This window comes from Mesorhizobium sp. B2-8-9, assembly GCF_006439475.1.
Classification (GTDB): Bacteria; Pseudomonadota; Alphaproteobacteria; order Rhizobiales; family Rhizobiaceae; genus Mesorhizobium.
This window is the reverse complement of record NZ_VFTQ01000015.1, coordinates 71,427-92,497: the sequence shown is the minus strand read 5'-3', so window position 1 is coordinate 92,497 and position 21,071 is coordinate 71,427. Positions and strand designations below refer to the sequence as shown.

Here is a 21,071-nt window from a genome sequence, read left to right as displayed (position 1 = left end):
CGAACGGGGCGGCGCAACTTCCAGCGCCGCCCCGTTCCATTTGATGATGCTCCGATATCTTCTCAACAAAATCGCCCTCCTGATTCCGACCCTGGTCGGCATCACCATCTGTGCCTTCGCCTTTGTCCGGCTGCTGCCGGGCGATCCGATCCTCGCCATGGCCGGCGAGCATGGCGTCGCCCCCGCCCGCTACGAAGAGCTCAAGCAACAGTTCGGCTACAATCTGCCGATCTGGGAGCAGTATGCGCGCTATGTCGGTGAGGTCGCCACCGGCGATTTCGGCGTTTCCATCTCGTCCAAGCGGCCGGTCCTCGAGGAATTCAAGACGCTCTTCCCGGCGACGCTGGAATTGTCCTTCTTCGCCATGATCTTCGCCATGGTGATCGGCATTCCCGCCGGCATTTTTGCCGCCGTCAAGCGCGGCTCATGGTTCGACCAGTCGCTGATGGGCACGGCCCTTGTCGGCTATTCGATGCCGATCTTCTGGTGGGGCCTGCTGCTCATCATCTTCTTCTCGGGCTATCTCGGCTGGACGCCGGTCTCGGGCCGCATCGGCCTGCAGTTCTTCTTCAAGCCGATCACCGGCTTCATGACCGTCGACAGCCTCCTCTATGGCAAGTGGGATGCATTCCGCTCCGCGCTTAGCCATCTCGTCCTGCCGGCGATCGTGCTCGGCACCATTCCGCTGGCAGTGATCGCGCGCCAGACGCGCTCGGCCATGCTCGAGGTGCTGGGCGAGGACTATGTCCGCACCGCGCGCGCCAAGGGCCTTTCGGCAGCGCGCGTCATCGGCGTGCATGCGCTTCGCAACGCGCTTATCCCGGTCGTCACCACCATCGGCCTGCAGGTCGGCACGCTGCTTGCGGGCGCCATCCTCACCGAGACCATCTTCGCCTGGCCAGGCATCGGCAAGTGGATGGTCGATTCCATCTTCAAGCGCGACTATGTCGTCGTGCAGTCGGGTCTGCTTTTGATCGCGCTCATCGTCATGGCGGTGAACCTCATCGTCGATGTGCTTTATGCCGTCATCAACCCACGCATCAGGGCGGCATAAATGACCCAGACCGAAATCGCCCCGATGGCCGCCGGCAGCCCGGATCGTCTCACCGGCCTCAAGACCTTCTGGCACTATTTCTCGGTGAACCGCGGCGCCGTGATCGGCCTGTTCGTGTTCATCCTTTTGGTGCTCGCCGCGCTTTTCGCGCCGCTGCTTGCGCCTTATGCACCCGACGTCCAGGATAAGACCGCATTTCTCAGGCCACCGGCCTGGCAGGCCGGTGGCAGCACGCAATATCTGCTCGGCACCGATCCGGTCGGCCGCGACATCCTCTCGCGCCTGCTCTACGGCGCGCGCTTCTCGCTGCTGATCGGCGCGGTGGTGGTCACGCTGGCGCTCACCGGCGGCATCACGCTCGGCCTGCTGGCCGGCTATTTCCGCGGCTGGGTCGACGTTGCGATCATGCGCGTCATGGACCTGATCCTGGCCTTTCCGTCACTGCTCCTGGCGCTGGTGCTTGTCACCATCCTCGGCCCGGGCCTGTTCAACGCCATGCTGGCGATCGCATTGGTCCTGCAGCCGCATTTCGCCCGCCTGGTGCGTGCCGCCGTGATGGCCGAGAAGAGCCGCGAATATGTCGTGGCGGCGAAGGTCGCCGGCGCCGGTCATCTCAGGCTGATGCTCGCCACCATCCTGCCCAACTGCCTTGCGCCTTTGATTGTCCAGGGCACGCTGTCCTTCTCCAATGCTATCCTGGAAGCCGCGGCGCTCGGCTTCCTTGGCCTCGGCGCCCAGCCGCCGACGCCGGAGTGGGGTACCATGCTGGCCACGGCGCGCGAATTCATCCTGCGCGCCTGGTGGGTGGTGACCTTCCCGGGTCTCGCCATCCTCATCACCGTGCTTGCCATCAATCTTGTCGGCGACGGCCTGCGCGATGCCCTCGATCCCAAGCTCAGGAGGTCGTGATGGCGCTGCTCGACATCCAGAACCTCGTCGTCGAATTCCAGACCGCGTCCGGTCCGTTCCGCGCCGTCGACGGCGTCTCGCTCCATGTCGACGAGCGCGAGGTGCTCGCCATCGTCGGCGAATCCGGCTCCGGCAAGTCGGTGTCGATGCTGGCGGTGATGGGCCTGCTGCCATGGACGGCGACCGTCACCGCCGACCGCATGGCCTTCAACGGCCGCGATCTGTTGAAAATCGACCCGGCCGACCGCCGCAAGATCATCGGCAAGGACATTGCCATGATTTTTCAGGAGCCGGTCGCCAGCCTCAATCCCTGCTTCACCGTCGGCTTCCAGATCGAGGAAGTGCTGCGTTTCCATATGGGCATGGACAAGGCCGAGCGGCGGGCGCGCGCCATCGAGCTTTTCAAGCAGGTCGGCATTCCGGAACCGGAGGAGCGGCTGAATTCCTTCCCGCACCAGATGTCGGGCGGCCAGTGCCAGCGCGTCATGATCGCCATGGCGATCGCCTGCAATCCGAAGCTGTTGATCGCCGACGAGCCGACCACCGCGCTCGACGTCACCATCCAGAAGCAGATCCTCGACCTGCTGGTCTCGCTGCAGGCCAAATACGGCATGGGCCTGATCATGATCACCCACAATATGGGCGTGGTCGCCGAAACCGCCGACCGCGTTATCGTCCAGTACAAGGGCCGCAAGATGGAGGAGGCCGACGTGCTGTCGCTCTTCGAATCGCCGAAGAGCAACTATACGCGCGCGCTGCTCTCGGCGCTGCCGGAGAACGCCGTCGGCGACCGGCTGCCGACCGTCTCCGACATGCTGTTCGAGCCCGCACCTTCAGGAGCCGGCGCATGACCAAGGTCGTCGAAGGCAAGGACATCAAGCGCGACTACCATGTCGGCGGCGGCCTGTTCCGCGGCGCGCGCACCGTCCATGCGGTGAAGGGCGTGTCCTTCAGCGTCGAGAAGGGCAAGACGCTTGCCGTCGTCGGCGAGAGCGGCTGCGGCAAGTCCACGCTCGCCCGCATCATCACGCTGATCGATCCGGCCACCTCAGGCGAGCTCTTCATCGACGGCAACAAGGTCGATATCGCCAGGGACGGGCTCACTAAGGAAATGCGCCGCAAGGTGCAGATCGTGTTCCAGAATCCTTATGGCTCGCTCAATCCCCGCCAGAAGATCGGCGATGTGCTGGGCGAGCCGTTGCTCATCAACACCGACAAGCCGGCCGAAGAGCGGCGCGACCTGTCGATGAAAATGCTGAAGAAGGTCGGTCTCGGACCCGAGCACTACAACCGCTACCCGCATATGTTCTCGGGCGGCCAGCGCCAGCGCATCGCCATTGCCCGGGCGCTGATGCTGAACCCGAGCCTGCTGGTTCTGGACGAGCCGGTCTCGGCGCTCGACCTCTCCGTGCAGGCGCAGGTGCTGAACCTGCTTGCCGACCTGCAGGACGAGTTCCAGCTGACCTATGTCTTCATCAGCCACGACCTCTCGGTGGTCCGCTATATCGCCGACGACGTGATGGTCATGTATTTCGGCGAAGCCGTAGAATACGGCCCGCGCGACGAGGTCTTCTCCAACCCCAAGCACGCCTATACCAAGACGCTCTTCGCCGCGACGCCGCGCGCCGACATCGCCAGCATCAAGGCGCGGCTGGCGAAGAAGGCGGCGTAGGCCTCCTGCTTCGTCATTCTAGGGCGGAGCGCCGCGAAGCGGCGCGAAGACCCTAGAATCCATGCCGGTACCTCAGCCGAAGAATGCAGCGGAGTAGAATTTCTGCACCGTGAGCGGCGCTCTCACGTCACGGAATGGATCCTCGGGTCTGCGCGCGTCGCTTCGCTCCTTGCTTCGCCCGTGGATGACGACGCGGAGGTGGTCGGGATCACCCCAACTTCGCAATAATCGCCCGCAGCGCTTCTCCAAAACGGTACACCTCTTCCACCGTGTTGTAATGCACCAGCGAGGCACGAATGGCGCCGCTGTCCATCGACAGGTTCAGCCGCTTCATCAACCGCGGCGCATACATGTGGCCGTCGCGTATGCCGATCTGCATGGCGGCCATCTCCTCGACGATCCGCTGCGGCGACAGCTTGCCGATGTTGAAGCAGAAGGTCGGCACGCGCTCGGTGATGCGCGCCTCGTCAGCGACGCCGTAGATCGTGGCATTGCAATCCTTCAGCACCTTCAGCATTGCGCGCGCCAGCATCAGCTCATAATTGCGGATGGCGTTCATGCCGGCGACGATGTTGTCGCGGCGCGAGCGGTTGTTTTCGGGAAGGAAGTTGCGGCCGATCGATTCCAGATAGCGCACCGCCGCGTCCATGCCGGAGACATTCTCGTAGATGAAGGTGCCGGCTTCGACTTTGTAGGGCGGCTCGTCGGGAATGAAGTCCTCGCGGAAGGTCGGCAGCCGCTTCAGCGTGTCGAAGCGGCCCCATAGGAAGCCCATATGCGGCGAGAAATTCTTGTAGCCGGAGCAGACGAGATAGTCGCAGTCCCAGGCCTGCACGTCGATCAGCCCGTGCGGCCCGTAATGCACGCAATCCAGGAACACTTCGGCGCCGGCCGCATGCGCGATCCTGGCCACCGAAGCGACGTCGACGATCGAGCCGATCGAATGCGCCGTCACCGTGCAGGCGACGAGGCGCGTGCGCTCCGACACCAGCGGCTTGAGGTCGTCGACATGCAGATTGCCGTTCTCGCGCATGCGCCACCATTTGAACTTGGCACCGGCGGATTCCAGCGCCAGCCAAGTGGCGATGTTGGCGTCGTGATCCATGTCGGTAACGACGATCTCGTCGCGCCCCCCAGGATCTTTCGAGAGCATCTGGCCGATGCCGAGGCTGACCAGGCGGATGAACGAGGTGGCGTTCATGCCGAAGCAGATTTCGGACGGACTGTAGGCATTGATCAACAGCGCCACACTCTCGCGTGCGTCGGCGACCGACTGATCGACGGTGACGCTGCGGCCATAGCGGCCGCCGCGCTGCACATTGTGTGAAACCAGATGATTGGTCACGGCGTCGAGCACGCTTTGCGGGATCTGCGCGCCGGCGGCATTGTCCAGGAAGATGAAGTCGCCGGCCTGTTGAAGCGCCGGAAACATGGCGCGGATCTTCTCGACCGGGAACGCGGCGGCGTTGGTATTGTCGGACTGGTGCTTGTTCACGGGCAGGCTCCTGCGGGGGACTTGGACGATCGGTGGACGGGGTTCAGCGCGTCTTCTCGGTCTGGAAGCGGCGCTCGAGCAGGCTGACGAGGCGCACCATCGGCCAGAGGAAGATGAGGTAGACAAGCGCCGCGCCGATCAGCGGCGAGGGATTGGCGTAGAGCGACTGCGCATTGGTCGCTTCCTTGAGCAGCTCCGGCAGTGCCACGGTCGAGGCGAGCGAGGTATCCTTGAACATCGAGACGCAGTTGCTGGTCATCGGCGGGATGACCACGCGGATCGCTTGCGGCAACACGACCTTGCGCAGGGTCAGCATGAACGGCAGGCCAAGCGCCTGCGCCGCCTCAAACTGGCCGCGCGGAATGCTTTCGATGCCGGAGCGAAATACCTCGGCCGAGTAAGCCGACATGATGATGGCGAAAGCCGTCACGGCGGACGCCCAGGACGACAGGCGTATGCCGAGGAAGGGCAGCGCGTAGTAGATCAGGATCAAAACCACCAGCACCGGCAAAGCGCGAAAGATGTCGGTGTAGCCGACTGCGAGCAGCCGCAGCGGCTTCGGCGCATAGAGCCGCACGAGGCTGATCGCCAGCCCCGCCGCGATGCCGATGACGATGCTCATCACCCCAAGCAGCAGCGTGTTGAGAAAGCCGCGCAGCAGCGCCGGCAGGCTGGCTGCAATAACGCCGGGATTGAAGAAGGTGTCGATCAGCGACATGGGAGCGTTCCCGAACCGTTTTGCGTCCAGAGCAATTCCACGAAAAGTGCGAAACGGCTTTTCATCCGCAATTGCATCAAATCAAGGAGACAGACGCCAGAGCCAAGCACCGACACCGATTTTGCCGCACCGGCTTCGGCGATGGCAGGGCTCATCCGTGAAAAAACGGACGTGCCGGCCTCTCGCGCCGGCACGTCCTGTTGCGTTCGTCGCCGCTCAGGCCTTGGGCAGCGGCATTTCCTTGACCGTGGAGGAGTCCGCCGGAGCATCGCTGTCGAACCACTTCTTGTGGATCGCGGCCAGCGTCCCGTCCTTCTTCATCGCCGTCATCGCGTCGTTCAGCTTGCCGAGCAGCGGGTGGTCCTTGGTCATCATCAGGCCGTATTGCTCGCCGGTCTTGATGCGCTGCTTGACGACGAGGTCCTTCATCTTCTTGAAGGAGTATTGCATGCCGGGGATATCGCTGACGGCGGCGTCGACGCGGCCGGCGCTAAGGTCGAGCAACAGGTTCTGCTGCGTGTCGTAGCCCTTCACGTCGCTGAAGCCGTCGGCTTGCTGATGGTCCTTGACCCAGGTTTCGCCGGTGGAACCGGAAAGCACGCCGACGACCTTGCCCTTGAGGTCCGCCTCGGTGCTGATCGGGCTGTCGGCCTTGGTGGCGATGCCCATGTCGGAGTCATAATAGGGCTGCGTGAAGGACTGCGACTTCAGCCGCTCCTGCGTGATGGTGATCGAGGAGATGGCGACGTCAATGCGCTTGGAGGTGGTAGCGGCGAACAGCGCCTGGAACCCGAGATCGGCGATGTCGGTGGTCATGCCGATGCGCTTGGCCGCCTCGTTGACGATGTCGACCTCGAAACCCTCGAAGGTGCCGCTCTCGTTCTTGTATTCGAAAGGCGGATTGGTCGGGTAAGCGCCGACATTGAGCACATCCGCGGCGTAAGCGGTGGCGGGGCCGGCGGCGATGCCGATGGCGGCGGCCATGAGAAGCAGGTTGCGACGAGTAAAGCTCATTTCTGTTCCCTCTGTTGTTGAACGGGCGGGTTCGACCCGCACGGCTTTTTGCCGCCCCGCTTCCGGCAGGGCGTCAATTCATTGCGGCGGTCATGCGTTGAAGCGCCGTTTCTATCTGGTTGCTGTCGCGGCACACGCACATGCGCAGGAACGCCGCAGCCGAATTTCCGAACAGGTGACCGGGCGCAAGCCCGACCCGCGCCGTCTCCAGAATGCGGGCGCAGGCGCGGCGCGCGTCGTTCTCGCCCTCCAGGGCGAAGAACGCATACATGCCGCCGCGCGGCTTGGTCGGCAGGATGGTGCCTGGGATTTGCGCCAGCCGGTCATAGGCGAGGTCGAGGCCTATCCTGATCCGCTGCCTGATTTCCTCGACCAGCGGCTCGCCCTGGCGGATCGCCGCGACGGCGCCGGCCTGGATCGGCGCGGCGGTGCCGCTGTTGACATATTGCGTCATCGCGCCGAGCTGGTCGGCAACGCCTGACGGATGGGTCAGCCAGCCGATGCGCCAACCGGTCATCGCCCAAGCCTTCGAGAAGCTGTTGACCGACAGCACCCTGTCGCCGTCCTCGGCGATCTGCAGGATGGAAGGAGCGACGTCGCCCTCGAGATAGAGCCGGCCGTAGACCTCGTCGGAGATGATCCAGATGCCGGTGCGCCGGCTGAAGTCGAGCAGCGCCTGCATCTCCTCGCGCGTCGCGGTCCAGCCGGTCGGATTGGACGGCGTCGACAGGAAGATCGCGCGGGTGCGCGCATCGCAGCTTGCAAACAATCGGTCGAGATCGAGTTGCCAGTCGCCCTTGAAGTCGAGCGAGAACGGGCGCGGCTCGCCGCCGATCAGATGGATGGCGTTGTGGATGTTGGGCCATTGCGGCGCGACATAGACGACGTTGGTGCCGGTATCGACCAGCAGTTCCAGCCCCAGATAGAGCGCCTGCATGCCGCCCGGCGTCACCGTGGTCCGCGCGATCGGGATCGAGCGGCCGTGGATGCGCGTCTGGTATTCTGAAAGCGCCTCGTTCAGCGGGCCGTGCCCACGCATGTTGGGAACGTAGAAGGTCAGGCCTTCGTCGAAGGCGGCCTTCGCCGCGTCGCGGATGAAGGCTGGCGTCACCATATCGCCTTCGCCGTACCAGAGCGCGATGACATCGCCGAGTTCCCGCGCGCGAACCGCGAGGTTGGCGATGTTTTCGGTGTGCAGATCGCGAATCTGGGCGCGCACGCCATCGAAAGCATAGCGCGCGCTGGACGATGAATGGGGCAGTATGAACGACAAGGACCGAACCCCTCTCACCCGGAACACTGCGATGGACCGGAAAAGCCCCTCCAGCCGGACAGTCGCGATCTTGATGCTATCCAAAGTACGGCGCTTTTCAAGGCGAAAGTTTTAAGCTTAAAGTTTGGCGACCCTCTGCCTTGCCGATATGCTCTCGCCTAGCCGGCCCCTTGCGCCAGTTCAGCGCGGGCGGCGGTGCCGTTGGCCGCGGCCCCGGCACCGAGAAACATCGTGTCGCTGGCCAGCACGAAGAAACTCGCGCCGATTGCTGCCCATCGGCTGACGGTCTGGGGGCTGGCGCAAAATATGCCGGCAGTCCTGCCATGTGCGATCGTTACGCGAATGATTGTTCCGATCGCCTCGGAGAGCTTGTCCGCGCCTGCCGGGCCGACCGCGTCGATCGACACCGAGAGATCGCCAGGGCCGACGAAGACTACGTCGACGCCGTCGACCGCCGCGATCGCTTCGATATTGACCAGTCCCTCCGATGTCTCAACCTGGACCGCGACGATCGTTCGGTTGTTGGCGGAGGCAAGATATTCGGGAATACGATAGCCATAGCCCGCGGCCCGGCCGGGACCGACACCGCGCGCGCCTTGCGGCGGATAGCGCGAGGCCTTCACCGCAATCGCGGCCTGCTCCGCTGTCGAGACGCGCGGCACGAGCACGCCTTGCGCGCCGCTGTCCAGCGCAGCCTGAATGGCTTCCGGCGCATGGCCGGGAACCCGGACCATCGCCGGCACGCGATGCACGTCGGCTGCTCGCACCATGGCCTCGATCATGTCGCGCGAGATCTGCGCGTGCTCCCAGTCGATGCATAGGAAATCGAGGCCGGACAGCGCCATCACCTCGACGGCGACCGGATGGGGAATGGCGGCGAATGACCCGACGAGGTTCGTCTTGCCGATGCACTTCTGGCGGAACTCGCTCATGCCATCCCCTTTTTGAGTTGCCCAATGCATACCCGCAAATGACGGCGAGGCGAAGCTGTTTCAGGCTTGAAATATTTTCACGCCGGCCTAGCGTGTGGCGTCCCGCCGCGAGTTTCCGAGATGATCAAAGCCCATCCCCTGCACGGCCCGAACAGACTGAAGCTCGGCGTCTTCTCGACCAACGCCGATGGCGGGCTTGCCATCACCGACGTGCCGGAACGCTGGACCGCGAGCTGGCAGGATAACCTGACGGCGGCGCAGATAGCCGACCGCGCCGGCCTCGAATTCATGTTGCCGATCGCGCGCTGGCGCGGTTTCGGCGGCCGCAACAAGGTCCGCGAATTCTCCTTCGAGACCTTCACCTGGGCGGCGGCGCTCGCGGCCGTGACCGAGCAGATCGGCCTGTTCATGACGGTGCATGTGCCGCTGGTGCATCCACTCTACGCCGCCAAGGCGCTGGCGACGGTCGACCACATCAGCCAGGGCCGCGCCGGGCTCAACATCGTTTGCGGCTGGAACCCGAAGGAATTCGGCATGTTCGGCACGCCGCTGGTCGAGAAGGGCTATGACCAGGCGGCGGAATGGATTGAAATCCTCGAGCGGCTCTATGCATCGAGCGAGCCTCTCGACTACGAAGGCACTTATTATTGGCTCAAGGAGGCGGTGAGCCGGCCGACCAGTCTCCAGGTTCCGCGGCCGGTGACGATGAATGCCGCTTTCGGCGGCCCGGGCCGGGATTTCGCCGCTGCCAGATGCGACTATCTGTTCACGACCTTTTCCGAGATGAACGATGCCGGCAAGCATGTCGCCGACATCAGCGAGCGCGCCGACAAGGCGGGCCGCCATGTCGGCGTCTATACGGTTGCGCATGTCGTCTGCCGCCCGACGGTGGAAGAGGCGCAGGCCTATTACACGCGCTACGCCGTCACGATGGCCGATCACGAAGCCGTCGATGCCCATATGGCCGGCAAGAAGGAATTCTCCCAGTCGCACGATCCGCATGCCTATGATCTCTACCGGCAGCGCTTTGCCGGCGGCGCCGGCACGTATCCATTGATCGGAACCCCTGAAAAGATTGCCGCCGATATGGTCGCCATTGCCGGGCATGGCTACCAGGGCATCGCATTGTCCTTCGTCAACTACACCCAGGAACTGCCCTATTTCTGCGACCATGTTCTGCCGATTTTGAGACAGGCGGGACTGCGACGATAAGGTCCGTTCGGTACCTGCTGGCGGGGGCTTTCGCTACTTCGTCATTCCAGGGCGGAGCAGGAGCGAAGCTCCGTCGCGGAGACCCTGGAATCCATTCCGTTACCTCGGACGCAGGGCGCAGCGGAGCAGAATTCTGCACCGATGCGGCGCGTCGAAGTCACGGAATGGATCCTCGGGTCTGCGCTGCGTCGCTATCGCTCCTTGCTCCGCCCGTGGATGACGAAGCGATGGGGCGCTTATTCCGGGATAACAGCTGTCGCCTGAATCTCCACCTTGGCCCGGTCCTCGACCAGCGCCACCACTTGCATCGCCGCCATCGCCGGAAAATGCCGGCCGATCACGTCGCGATAGGCCTCGCCGATGCCTTTGAGGTTGCCGACATATTCGGCCTTGTCGGTAAAGTACCAGGTCATCGAGGTGATGTGCCGCGGCTCGCCGCCGGCTTCGGCGAGCACGGCAACGATGTTGGCGAGCGTCTGGCGCACCTGGCCGACGAAGTCGTCGGTCTCGAACCGGCATTCGGCATTCCATCCGACCTGGCCGCCGATAAAGACGAGCCGGCCATGCGCGGCCACACCATTGGCGTAGCCGATCGGTTTGGCCCAGCCTTCCGGCTGCAGGATCGTGTGCATGTCCAGTTCCCCCTGGTTCAAACTCGTTGTCACGCCCCGCCCATCACCTGCCTGGCGATGACCACCTTCTGCACGTCCGAGGCGCCCTCATAGATGCGCAACGCCCGGATCTCGCGATAGAGGCTCTCGATGATGTGTCCCTTGCGGACGCCGTCGCCACCATGCAGTTGCACCGCCTTGTCGATCACGTCCTGCGCCTTGTCGGTGGCGAAGAGCTTGGCCATGGCGGCCTCGCGCGTCACCCGCGCGGCGCCCATGTCCTTGGTCCAGGCGGCGCGGTAGATGAGGAGCGCGGCCGCATCCACATCCAGCGCCATGTCGGCGAGGTGACCCTGCACCATCTGCAGCTCCGCCATCGGCGCGCCGAACAGCTTGCGCTCGGCCGCGCGTTTGACGCTTTCGTCCAGCGCGCGCCGCGCAAAGCCGAGGGCCGCCGCGCCGACCGTCGAGCGGAACACGTCGAGCACCGACATGGCGACGCGGAAACCGTCGCCCGGCTTGCCGATCAGCGCGGAAGCCGGAATGCGGACATTATTGAAGGAGAGCCGCGCCAGAGGGTGAGGGGCGATGACCTCGAGCCGCTCGGCGACGCTGAGCCCCTTCGTCTCCGCCGGCACGACGAAAGCGGAAATTCCTTTCGCGCCAGGCGCCTCGCCGGTGCGGGCAAACACGACATAGAGGTCGGCGATGCCGCCATTGGAGATCCAGGTCTTTTCGCCGCAAAGCACATAGTCGCCGCCTTCGCGGACAGCGGTCATTTCCATATTGGCGACATCCGACCCCGAGCGTGGCTCGGAGAGCGCAAAGGCGGAGATCGCTTGGCCGGCCCGCGTCTTCTCCAGCCAGCGCTGCTGGTCCGGCGTGCCGAACAGCGTGATCGCGCCAGTGCCCAGCCCCTGCATGGCGAAGGCGAAATCGGCGAGTCCGTCGTGGCGGGCAAGCGTCTCGCGCGTGATGCAGAGCGTGCGCACATCGAGCGGTCCGGGTTTGGCCGGGTCGAGCGCCGTCGGCTTCAGCCACCCGTCGCGGCCGAGCATCGCCACGAGCGCGCGGCAGGCGGCGTCGACGTCGTGGTGGTCGACGGGAAGGTTTTGTTGGCACCAGGCTTCGAGACGCTCGGCGAGCTGGCGGTGGCGATCTTCGAAGAAGGGCCACGAGAGGAAGGTGCGGTCAGGCATTTGCACCTCCGCAGTGCTTAGGGCGTTGCGCTCTACGGCGCCCCCCTCTGTCCTGCCGGCCATCTCCCCCTCTAGGGGGGAGATTGGCAGTTTTGGCGTCCCGCTCAATCCTGCGGCGTTGGTGGTTGGCGAAAGCGAGGGCGACATCCGATCTCCCCCCTAGAGGGGGAGATGGCCGGCAGGCCAGAGGGGGGCGCTGTCCCGCCAACCTCTCCAAGAACACACCCATCCTCAACTCCCCTCGAACACCGGCTTTTCCTTCGCGGCGAACGCCTTGTACGCCCGCTCGAAATCGCCGGTCTGCATGCAGATCGCCTGCGCCTGCGCTTCCGCCTCGATCGCTTGCTCGAGGCCCATCGACCATTCCTGGTTGAGCTGCGTCTTGGTGATGCCGTGCGCGAAGGTCGGGCCGGAGACGATGCGCGCCGCCATGTCGAGCGCGTCGCCCTCGAGCGCATTGGGTTCGACCAGGCGGTTGTAAAAACCCCAGCGCTCGCCTTCGGCGGCGCTCATGGTGCGGCCGGTGTAGAGCAGTTCGGCGGCGCGGCCCTGGCCGATGATGCGCGGCAGGATCGCGCAGGCGCCCATGTCGCAGCCGGCGAGGCCGACGCGCGTAAACAGGAAGGCGGTCTTTGCCTCCGGCGTGGCGATGCGGATGTCAGAGGCCATGGCGATGATCGCGCCGGCGCCGACCGCGACGCCGTCGACGGCCGCGATGATCGGCTTGCCGCAGTTGAGCATCGCCTTGACGAAATCGCCGGTCATGCGGGTGAAGGCGAGCAGCGCCTTCATGTCCATCTGGACCAGCGGCCCGATAATGTCGTGGACATCGCCGCCCGAGCAGAAATTGCCGCCATTGGGCAGGAACACCACGGCATCGACGTCGTCGGCATAGACGAGCTCGCGAAACGTGTCGCGCAGCTCGGCATAGCTGTCGAAGGTCAGCGGGTTCTTGCGCTCCGGCCGGTCGAGCCGGATCTTCGCGATCTTGCCTTCGACCCGCCAGAGGAAGTGCTTCGGCTTGAGCTTGGCCATGGCGCTCATTCGCGTCCCTCCCAATTGCTGCGGAACGATTTCAACATGCCGGTCAGCTGCCGCGCCTCGTCCTCGCTGACATTGCCGAGCAGCTCGCCGACCCAATTCTCATGCGCGGCGGCGATCGCGGCGAAGGATTTCGAGCCTTCCTCGGTCAGCCGCACCATCGAGGTGCGGCGGTCGCCGTTACGGCGCGCCCGCATCACCAGCCCTTCGGACACCAGTCGGTCGACGATGCCCGTCACATTGCCGTTCGACACCAGCAGGAAGCGCGACAGGTCGCTCATCAGCATGCCTTCCGGCGAGCGGTAGAGCGCCGCCATCACGTCGAAGCGCGGCAGCGTGGTGTCGAACTCCTTCTTCAAACGCTCGCGCAGCTCCGCCTCGATGGTGCGCGAGGCGCGTAGCAGGCGTATCCACAGCCGCAGCCTGTCCTTGCCCGGTCCGGCGGAAGTCGGTCCCGCTACCATGTCTCGCCTCCCGAAATCGAAATGGCCTGCCCGGTGATCGACCGCGCGGCGTCGCTGCACAGCCAAAGCACCGCCGCCGCGACTTCTTCCGGCTGGATGAAATGCCCCTGCGGGTTCGTCGCCGCAAGGCTCGCGCGCGCCTCGTCGGTGGAACGCCCGGTCTTCTCGACGATGCGCTGGACGGACTCCTCTAGCATCTCGGTTTCGACGAAGCCCGGGCACACGGCATTCACGGTGACACCGGATTTGGCGGTCTCGGCAGCCAAGGCCCGCATCAGGCCGACAACGCCGTGCTTGGCCGCGACGTAAGGTGCGACATAGGCATAACCCTTGAGGCCCGCGGTCGAGGCAATGAAAATGATCCGGCCGGTCTTTCGCGCGAGCATTCCGGCGAGCCCCGGCTTCACGGTCAGGAAGGCGCCGGTGAGATTGACGTCGAGCGTGCGCTGCCAGTCGGCCAGCGCGGTCTTGTGCGCCGCCACGCTGCCCGCCATGCCGGCGTTGGCCACGACGATGTCGAAGGGTCCGCGTGCGGCTTCCGCCTTCTGGTACACGTCCGCCATTGCGGCCTCGTTCGTGACGTCGGCGGTGACGGCAAAGATGCGGTCGCTTTCCTTCGCCACCTCGGCCAGCGCCGCTTCGCGCCGCCCGCATATGGTGACGGCCACACCTTCTGCCGCCAGCGCTTCCGCAATGGCCTTGCCGACACCTGAGCCGCCGCCGGTGACCAGCGCGTGCTTGCCGGCAATTTCGCGCACGGCGCTCATACTTTGAGCCCCGCAGCCGCTTCGCGCTCGGCCAGCCGGTAGATCTGGTCGCGTCCCGGCAGATAGGGATCGGGCCATTTGACGCCGCGGTCGCCGAGCGTCACCGCCGCGTGCAGCGTCCAGTAGGGATCGGCAAGATGCGGCCTGGCCAGCGCCACCAGATCGGCGCGGCCGGCCATCAGGATCGAATTGGCGTGGTCGGGCTCATAGATATTGCCGACCGCCATCGTCGCCATGCCGACCTCGTTGCGGATGCGGTCGGAAAACGGCGTCTGGAACATGCGGCCATAGACCGGCTTGGCGGCGATGGTGGTTTGCCCGGCCGACACGTCGCAAAGGTCGACGCCCGCTCCGTGCAGAAGTCTGGCAATCTCGACCGCATCCGAAGGCGTGACGCCTTCGATGCCCACCCAGTCATTGGCCGAGATGCGCATCGAGATCGGCTTTTCAGCCGGCCACACGGCGCGCACCGCATGGAAGACTTCCAGCGGATAGCGCATGCGGTTTTCCAGCGAGCCGCCATAGTCGTCAGTGCGGCGATTGGTCAGCGGCGTGATGAAGGCCGAGAGCAGGTAGCCATGCGCGGCATGGATCTCCAGCATGTCGAAGCCGCAGCGCGCGGCCATCTCGGCCGAGGCGACGAACTGGTCGCGAACCACATCCATGTCGGCGCGGTCCATCGCCTTCGGCACCTGGTTTTTCGGCGACCATGGCACGGCCGAAGGCGCCATCACCGGCCAGTTGCCGTCCGGCAGCGGCACGTCGGTTCCTTCCCAGCCCACCCGGGTCGAGCCCTTGGCGCCGGAATGGCCGATCTGGGCGCAGATCTTTGCTTCGGTCTCGGCATGGACGAAATCGACCAGCCGCTTCCACGCGACCTCATGCTCCGGTCTGTAGAAGCCAGGACATCCGGGCGTGATGCGCCCTTCCGGGCTGACGCAGGTCATCTCGATATAGAGCAGGCCGGCGCCGCCCTTGGCGCGCTCGGCATAATGCGAAAAATGCCAGTCGGTCGGACAGCCGTCGACGGCCTTGTACTGCGCCATCGGCGAGACGACGATGCGGTTGCTGAGCGTCATGTCGCGCAGCTTGAACGGCGCGAACATCGGCGCGCGGCGTAAGCTGTTGCCGCCGGCGCCGGCCTTGCGCTGGAACCATTCTTCGGCGCCCGCCAGCCATTCGGCATCGCGCAGCCGAAGGTTCTCGTGGCTGATGCGCTGCGAGCGGGTGAGCAGCGAATAGTTGAATTGAACTGGATCTAAACCGAGATATCGTTCGACTTCTTCGAACCATTCCAACGAATTGCGCGCCGCCGATTGCAGCTTCAACACCTCGGTGCGCCGCGCATCCTCATATTTTCGGAAGGCCGCCTCAAGGTCCGGCTCGGACTCGACATAATCGGCGAGCGCCACCGCGCTTTCCAGCGCCAGCTTGGTGCCGGAGCCGATGGAGAAATGCGCTGAAGCCGCCGCATCCCCCATAAGCGCCAGGTTCTTGTACGACCAGCGCTCGCACAGCACCCGCGGGAAGTTGATCCACGCCGAACCTCGAATGTGGTTGGCGTTGGTCATCAGCGGGTGGCCGCCGAGATGCTTTGCAAAAATGCGTTCGCAGACCGCGATCGATTCCTGCTGCGTCATCTGGCCGAAGCCGAACGCAGCCCAGGTCGCTTCGCTGCATTCGACGATGAAGGTCGCGGTCTCGCTGTCGAACTGGTAGGCATGCGCCCATACCCAGCCATGCTCGGTCTTCTCGAAGATGAAGGTGAAGGCATCGTCGAATTTCTGCGTGGTGCCGAGCCAGACGAACTTGCATTTGCGGGTGTCGATGTCGGGCTTGAAGACATCGGCGAAGGCCGCGCGTGACTTCGAGTTCAACCCGTCGGCGGCGACCACCAGGTCATGCGTTTCCATAAAGGGTTTCGGGTCGGAAATATCGGTCTCGAACATCATCTTGATGCCGAGCTCGCGGGCGCGCCGCTGCAAGAGGATCAGGAGCCGCTTGCGGCCGATGCCGCAAAAGCCATGACCTGAAGACACGGTGCGCACGCCGTCATGGATGACCGCAATGTCGTCCCAATAGGCGAAATGTTTCTTGATCCAGACGGCGCTGACCGGGTCGTTCCTGGTCAGGTTCTCAAGCGTCTCCGCCGACAGCACCACGCCCCATCCGAACGTGTCGTCCGGTCGGTTGCGCTCATAGACCGTCACCTCATGCACGGCATCGCGCAGCTTGAGCGAGATGGCAAAGTAGAGGCCGGCTGGTCCGCCGCCGAGAACCGCAACCTTCATGTCTTGCGATCTCCTCTAGAGCAATTCCAGGAAAAATGCGTAGCGGTTTTCCGTCCAGAATTGCATGAAACGCTCTAAGGCATCGGGAACGCCGGCAAGGCGGCGACCCAACTGTCAGTATCGCGCTGGCCGGCCATTATTTCAAGCTTAAAGTTTTATAATTGAATGATCGACGCCGGCTGTTTGGTCGTCACTTGGTCGGATTCTTCGGGCTCCACAGCACCGTCTCGGCGTCCTTTTCATACGCCATGCCTTCGGGGTAGCTGATCGCCTCCAGCTGCAGCCCCCACGGCGCCTGGAAATAGAGGATGGTCTGGCCTGCAGCCGGCCCTTCCTTCACCGGCAGCGGTCCCATCCGGGTCTTCACGCCCTTGGCCTCGAGATAGGTTTTCGCGGCGGCAACGTCGTCGACATAGAAGGCGATGTGGAAGCCGCCGATATCGCTGTTCTTCGGCGTCAAATCCTTCTGGTCGGGCGCCGTGTATTTGAACAGTTCGATGTTCGATCCATACCCGCAGCGCACCAAGGTGATCTCCTCGATCACCGCCTTCGGATCGACGCCAAGCAGGTCCTGCATGAAGGTGCCCTTGTCGTCCGCGAACGGCCCGAAGGACATCGCCTTCTTGCAGCCGACGACATTGGTGAAGAAGTCGACGGCCTGCTTCATGTCGGGCACGGTGATGCCGGTGTGGTCGTGCCCGCGCATGCCGGGGATTGAATCCGCGGAAGCTGCTCCTATTGCGCCGAACAAAGAGGCCGCGAAGGCCGCTGCCTGGATTACGTATTTCATGTCACCCTCCGTTGGCGGGCTGACTTGTCCTTGCGCACATCCGAGGCCCGCTGGTCGGCGTGCGGATCAAAACTCACGTCATGCCGACGCCTTGGGCCGCAGCCAGTCCGGGTCGATTTCCGGCAGCGGAATGGCGGCGAGCAGGTCGCGCGTGTAAGTCTCCTTCGGGTTCTCGAACAGCGCGTCCGTGGCGCTGGCCTCGACGATCCTGCCTTCGCGCATCACGATGACCTGCTGGCAAAGCCGCCGGATCACCGACAAATCGTGGCTGATGAAGGCCACCGTCAGCCCCATCTCGGCCGCTAGCTTTTCCAGCAGCGTCAGGATCTGCGCCTGCGTCGAGACGTCGAGGCCAGAGACGATCTCGTCGGCCAGCACGAATTTCGGCGACAGCGCGAGCGCCCGTGCGATACCGACACGCTGCCGCTGGCCGCCCGACAATTCGTGGCGGTAGCGGCTGGCAAAATTCTGCGGCAGGCCGACGCGCTGCAGCGCTTCCGCGACGCGTTCCTTCAGCCGGTCGCGAAGGCCGTTCTGCCGCAAGGGTGCGGCGATGATGTTGAAGATCGTATGCCGCGGATTGAGCGACGACATCGGGTCCTGGAAGATCATCTGCAGGTCGCGGCGCAGCGGTCTCAGCTCCGCTTCCGAAAGATAGCTGATGTCGCGCCCCTCGAAGCCGATGGAGCCGGCACTCGGTTCGAGCAGCCTTACCAGCGCGCGGCCGAGCGTCGACTTGCCGGAGCCGGATTCGCCGACGATGCCGGTGACAGATCCCTTTGGCAGGTCGAAGTCGAGCCCTTTCAGGATTTCGGCCAGCGGCGCGCGGCCGATCAGCGGCTTGCGCGTCATGTCGGGCAGCGCCACCTTCAGCCCCCGTACGGAAAACAGCGCCTCAGCCATGGCCGGGCCTCCAGGCCTGGTCGGCGGCGGCGATCTCTGCGGCCAATCCGGCAAGCACGCTTTCGTCCACCGGCTTCAGCGAAGCAAACGGGTCGGTGTAGCGCGGTGTCGCCGCCATCAGCGCGCGCGTATAGGGGTGCTGCGGTGCCGCAAACAGCGCCTCGGTCTCGGCCTCTTCGACCACCTTGCCGGCATAGAGCACCGACACTTTCTGGCTGATCTTGGCAACCACGCCGAGGTCATGGGTGACGAACAGGATCGCCGTGCCATGATCGCGCTGCAGTTGCGCGATGAGCCGCAGGATCTGTTTTTGCACCGTTACGTCCAGCGCCGTCGTCGGCTCGTCCGCGACAATCAATCGGGGCTCCGCCGCGAAAGCCGCCGCGATCAGCACACGCTGACGCATACCGCCGGACAATTCATGCGGATAGCTCTTCAGCACGCGCTCGGGGTCGCGGATTTGCACCTCGTCGAGCAACTGCCATATGCGCTGGTCCGCCCTCTCGCCGCTCCAGCCGAGGATGCGCACCAGCCGGTCGGTCATCTGCGGGCCGATGCGGCGCGACGGGTTGAGCGCGGTGAGCGGATCCTGCGGGATCAGCGCCGTGCGCGCGCCGATCAGGGTCCGCCGAGCCTTCGGATCGAGGCGGCCGAGGTCCTCGCCCTCGATCAGCATCTCGCCTTCGACGATGCGCACGCTTTTCGGCAGCACGCCGAGCACCGCCTTGCCGATCATCGTCTTGCCGGCGCCGCTTTCGCCGACAAGCGCGCGCACCTCGCCCGGCTGCACGGCAAGCGATACCGAGCGCAGCACGCGCTGGCCGTTGGGCAGCACGGCGCTCAAGTCGCGGATGTCGAGGCACGCGCTCATCGCAGCACCGGATCGAAGCGCGCCTTCAGCGCCTCGCCGAACTGACTGAAGGAAAGAACGGTGAGGATCAGCGTGATCAGCGGGAACACCAGCACCCACCAAGCCTGGTGGATCGACAGCCGACCCTCGGCGATGATGCTGCCCCAGGTCGGGTCGTCGGTCGAGATCGACAGATTGACGAAGGACAGAATCGCCTCGACGATCACGGCGATGCCCATTTCGAGCGACAGCAGCGCCACCACCGACGGCAGCACATTGGGCAGCACTTCGCGCAGCATGATGCCGATACGGCCATAGCCGGCAATGCGCGCGCTCTCGACATAATCCATGCGCGCCTGGCTCATCGCCTCGGCGCGGATCACCCGGCAGAAGCGCGTCCAGTCGATGATCGCGATGGCGAGGATGACGGAGCTCAGGCCGGTGCCCAGCACGGCCACCAGCAGGATCGCGAACAGCACCGGCGGGAAGGCCATCCAGACATCGACGATGCGCGAGATGATGCGGTCGGGCCAGCCGCCGAAATAGCCGGCGATCAACCCTAGCGCGGAGCCGAGCAGGCAGGCGGACGTCGCCGCCGCAAAGGCGACGATGAAGGCGATGCGGCCGCCGAAGATCAGCCGCGACAACAGATCGCGTCCCAGGCTGTCGGTGCCCAGCCAATAGCCGGGCTCGGCGCCGTCCAGCCAGAAGGGCGGCAGGCGCTCCAGCATCAAATCCTGCGCCAGCGGGTCCTGCGGCGCGATCAATGGCGCGAAGATGGCCGCCAGCAGCGCCAGCAGCAGCCAGACCCCGGCCAGCCACAGCCGCGGGCTCGGGCCGCGTCGAGCGATGCGCGCCTCATCCATGGCGCAGCCTCGGATTGAGCAGCGCATACGTCATGTCGACGGCGAGGTTGATCAGCACGAAGAGCAGCGCGAACACCAGCACGATGCCCTGGATCAGCGGCAGGTCGCGGTTGATGACGGCGTCGATCGCCATGTTGCCGAGGCCTTCGTAGGAAAACAACCGCTCGACGATGACGGTGCCGCCGATAAGGAAGGTGAACTGCACGCCGACCAGCGTCAGCGTCGGCAGCGCCGCATTCTTGAGCGCCTCGCGCAGGATCACCTGTGTCTCCGAAAAACCTTTCACGCGCGCCAGCACCACATAGTCGAGGTCGAGCACTTCCTTCAGCGACTGTTTGAGCAATTGAGCGATGATCGCCGCCAGCGGCAGCGCCAGCGCGACGGCCGGCATCAGCATGTGTTTCAACAGGTCCCATGTCAGGTCGAAACGAAGCCTGAGGATGCTCTCGACCAAGTAGAACTGGGTGGCGAAGGGCAGATCAAGCTGCGGCGACACCCGGCCCGAAATGTCGAACACCGGCACCAGCACGCCGAACAGCAGGATCAGCACTAGGCCCCAGAGGAAATCGGGGATGGAAAGCGTCGCGCCGCTCACAATGTCGATGCCGGCTTCGACCGCCGTTCCGCGCGAGCGCGCGCCGAGGATCGCGGCGGTCGTGCCGATCGCGATCGCCATCAGCAGCGCGACCGTCGCAAGCTCCAGCGTCGCCGGCAGCCGGTTGAAGACGAGGCCGAGCACATCCTGACGCAATGATATGGACGTGCCGAAATTCCCATGCAGCACGCCGCCGAGCCAGATGAAGAATTGCTGCACGATGCTCTTGTCGAGCCCGTAGAGCGCGCGCAGCCGGGAGATGTCGTCATCGCTGGCGCCGGGCGGCAGCATCATCGCGATCGGGTCGCCGGGCGCGACGCGGATGACGACGAAGACGACGACGGCGACGCCGAACAGCGTCACCAGCATCGTCAACAGACGAACGAGGAATCTTTGCAGCAGCATGCGCCCATAT

21 protein-coding genes are annotated in these 21,071 nt (G+C 64.5%); 5 read left to right on the top strand and 16 right to left on the bottom strand.

The genetic code is table 11. From position 1 onward, the window contains the following. The first annotated feature begins 46 nt into the window (after positions 1 to 46). The 4 genes from FJ423_RS18925 to FJ423_RS18910 are packed head-to-tail and all read left to right on the top strand — an operon-like array spanning position 47 to position 3,635. Positions 47 to 1,054 carry an ABC transporter permease subunit gene (locus tag FJ423_RS18925; RefSeq protein ID WP_140629740.1) on the top strand — a complete coding sequence of 336 codons (1,008 nt, stop codon included), beginning with the start codon at positions 47 to 49 and terminating at the stop codon, positions 1,052 to 1,054. Continuing rightward, the gene (locus FJ423_RS18920) at positions 1,055 to 1,963 is read left to right on the top strand and encodes an ABC transporter permease subunit (RefSeq protein ID WP_140843856.1); all 909 of its coding nucleotides are present in this window, start codon (positions 1,055 to 1,057) and stop codon (positions 1,961 to 1,963) included. After that, on the top strand, positions 1,963 to 2,814 hold the full coding sequence (locus tag FJ423_RS18915) for an ABC transporter ATP-binding protein (RefSeq protein WP_095766041.1): 852 nt from the start codon (positions 1,963 to 1,965) through the stop codon (positions 2,812 to 2,814). Before FJ423_RS18920 ends, FJ423_RS18915 begins: the two co-directional genes overlap by 1 nt. Beyond that, a complete protein-coding gene (locus FJ423_RS18910) occupies positions 2,811 to 3,635 on the top strand; it encodes a dipeptide ABC transporter ATP-binding protein (RefSeq protein WP_140843854.1) in 825 nt (274 codons plus the stop codon). The genes FJ423_RS18915 and FJ423_RS18910 overlap by 4 nt, the downstream gene beginning before the upstream one ends. A gap of 208 nt (positions 3,636 to 3,843) precedes the next feature. Here FJ423_RS18910 and FJ423_RS18905 read toward each other — a convergent pair whose 3' ends face one another. The 5 genes from FJ423_RS18905 to FJ423_RS18885 form a co-directional block, all read right to left on the bottom strand. Next, entirely contained in the window at positions 3,844 to 5,130 is a 1,287-nt protein-coding gene (locus FJ423_RS18905; RefSeq protein WP_140843852.1) for a cysteine desulfurase-like protein, read from the bottom strand. Positions 5,131 to 5,173: 43 nt separating this feature from the next. After that, positions 5,174 to 5,848, bottom strand: coding sequence for an amino acid ABC transporter permease (locus tag FJ423_RS18900; RefSeq protein WP_095766038.1), 675 nt, complete (start codon positions 5,846 to 5,848; stop codon positions 5,174 to 5,176). A 216-nt stretch (positions 5,849 to 6,064) separates the two neighbouring features. Then, entirely contained in the window at positions 6,065 to 6,862 is a 798-nt protein-coding gene (locus FJ423_RS18895) for an ABC transporter substrate-binding protein (RefSeq protein WP_140843850.1), read from the bottom strand. A 73-nt stretch (positions 6,863 to 6,935) separates the two neighbouring features. Next, positions 6,936 to 8,135, bottom strand: a complete 1,200-nt coding sequence (locus FJ423_RS18890) for a pyridoxal phosphate-dependent aminotransferase (RefSeq protein WP_140843848.1) — start codon at positions 8,133 to 8,135, stop codon at positions 6,936 to 6,938. A gap of 158 nt (positions 8,136 to 8,293) precedes the next feature. Beyond that, positions 8,294 to 9,067 carry an aldolase/citrate lyase family protein gene (locus FJ423_RS18885; RefSeq protein ID WP_140843846.1) on the bottom strand — a complete coding sequence of 258 codons (774 nt, stop codon included), beginning with the start codon at positions 9,065 to 9,067 and terminating at the stop codon, positions 8,294 to 8,296. 120 nt (positions 9,068 to 9,187) lie between these two features. On the opposite strand from FJ423_RS18885, the gene FJ423_RS18880 reads away from it, so the two are divergent. Beyond that, positions 9,188 to 10,279: an LLM class flavin-dependent oxidoreductase gene (locus tag FJ423_RS18880; RefSeq protein WP_140843844.1), complete on the top strand. Its 1,092-nt coding sequence runs from the start codon at positions 9,188 to 9,190 to the stop codon at positions 10,277 to 10,279. Positions 10,280 to 10,515: 236 nt separating this feature from the next. On the opposite strand, the gene FJ423_RS18875 is transcribed toward FJ423_RS18880, so the two are convergent. The 11 genes from FJ423_RS18875 to FJ423_RS18820 all read right to left on the bottom strand — a co-directional run bounded on the left by FJ423_RS18875 (position 10,516) and on the right by FJ423_RS18820 (position 21,061). After that, positions 10,516 to 10,911 carry a RidA family protein gene (locus FJ423_RS18875; RefSeq protein WP_095766033.1) on the bottom strand — a complete coding sequence of 132 codons (396 nt, stop codon included), beginning with the start codon at positions 10,909 to 10,911 and terminating at the stop codon, positions 10,516 to 10,518. Positions 10,912 to 10,940: 29 nt separating this feature from the next. Beyond that, complete coding sequence (locus tag FJ423_RS18870; protein WP_140843963.1) at positions 10,941 to 12,089, bottom strand: acyl-CoA dehydrogenase family protein; 1,149 nt, start codon at positions 12,087 to 12,089, stop codon at positions 10,941 to 10,943. Between the two features lie 231 nt (positions 12,090 to 12,320). Beyond that, on the bottom strand, positions 12,321 to 13,133 hold the full coding sequence (locus FJ423_RS18860; RefSeq protein ID WP_140843842.1) for an enoyl-CoA hydratase family protein: 813 nt from the start codon (positions 13,131 to 13,133) through the stop codon (positions 12,321 to 12,323). Beyond that, on the bottom strand, positions 13,130 to 13,594 hold the full coding sequence (locus FJ423_RS18855) for a MarR family transcriptional regulator (protein WP_140629264.1): 465 nt from the start codon (positions 13,592 to 13,594) through the stop codon (positions 13,130 to 13,132). The genes FJ423_RS18860 and FJ423_RS18855 overlap by 4 nt, the downstream gene beginning before the upstream one ends. Next, positions 13,588 to 14,361 carry an SDR family NAD(P)-dependent oxidoreductase gene (locus tag FJ423_RS18850; RefSeq protein WP_140843840.1) on the bottom strand — a complete coding sequence of 258 codons (774 nt, stop codon included), beginning with the start codon at positions 14,359 to 14,361 and terminating at the stop codon, positions 13,588 to 13,590. The genes FJ423_RS18855 and FJ423_RS18850 overlap by 7 nt, the downstream gene beginning before the upstream one ends. Next, on the bottom strand, positions 14,358 to 16,652 hold the full coding sequence (locus tag FJ423_RS18845) for a bifunctional salicylyl-CoA 5-hydroxylase/oxidoreductase (RefSeq protein ID WP_140843838.1): 2,295 nt from the start codon (positions 16,650 to 16,652) through the stop codon (positions 14,358 to 14,360). The genes FJ423_RS18850 and FJ423_RS18845 overlap by 4 nt, the downstream gene beginning before the upstream one ends. A gap of 190 nt (positions 16,653 to 16,842) precedes the next feature. Then, the gene (locus tag FJ423_RS18840; RefSeq protein ID WP_140843836.1) at positions 16,843 to 17,442 is read right to left on the bottom strand and encodes a VOC family protein; all 600 of its coding nucleotides are present in this window, start codon (positions 17,440 to 17,442) and stop codon (positions 16,843 to 16,845) included. Between the two features lie 78 nt (positions 17,443 to 17,520). Continuing rightward, positions 17,521 to 18,345 (bottom strand): ATP-binding cassette domain-containing protein, encoded by an 825-nt coding sequence (locus FJ423_RS18835; protein WP_140843834.1) that lies wholly within the window; start codon positions 18,343 to 18,345, stop codon positions 17,521 to 17,523. Then, the gene (locus FJ423_RS18830; RefSeq protein WP_140843832.1) at positions 18,338 to 19,216 is read right to left on the bottom strand and encodes an ABC transporter ATP-binding protein; all 879 of its coding nucleotides are present in this window, start codon (positions 19,214 to 19,216) and stop codon (positions 18,338 to 18,340) included. Before FJ423_RS18830 ends, FJ423_RS18835 begins: the two co-directional genes overlap by 8 nt. Further along, positions 19,213 to 20,061, bottom strand: a complete 849-nt coding sequence (locus FJ423_RS18825) for an ABC transporter permease (RefSeq protein ID WP_140843830.1) — start codon at positions 20,059 to 20,061, stop codon at positions 19,213 to 19,215. Before FJ423_RS18825 ends, FJ423_RS18830 begins: the two co-directional genes overlap by 4 nt. After that, entirely contained in the window at positions 20,054 to 21,061 is a 1,008-nt protein-coding gene (locus FJ423_RS18820) for an ABC transporter permease (protein ID WP_140843828.1), read from the bottom strand. Before FJ423_RS18820 ends, FJ423_RS18825 begins: the two co-directional genes overlap by 8 nt. Positions 21,062 to 21,071: the final 10 nt, after the last annotated feature.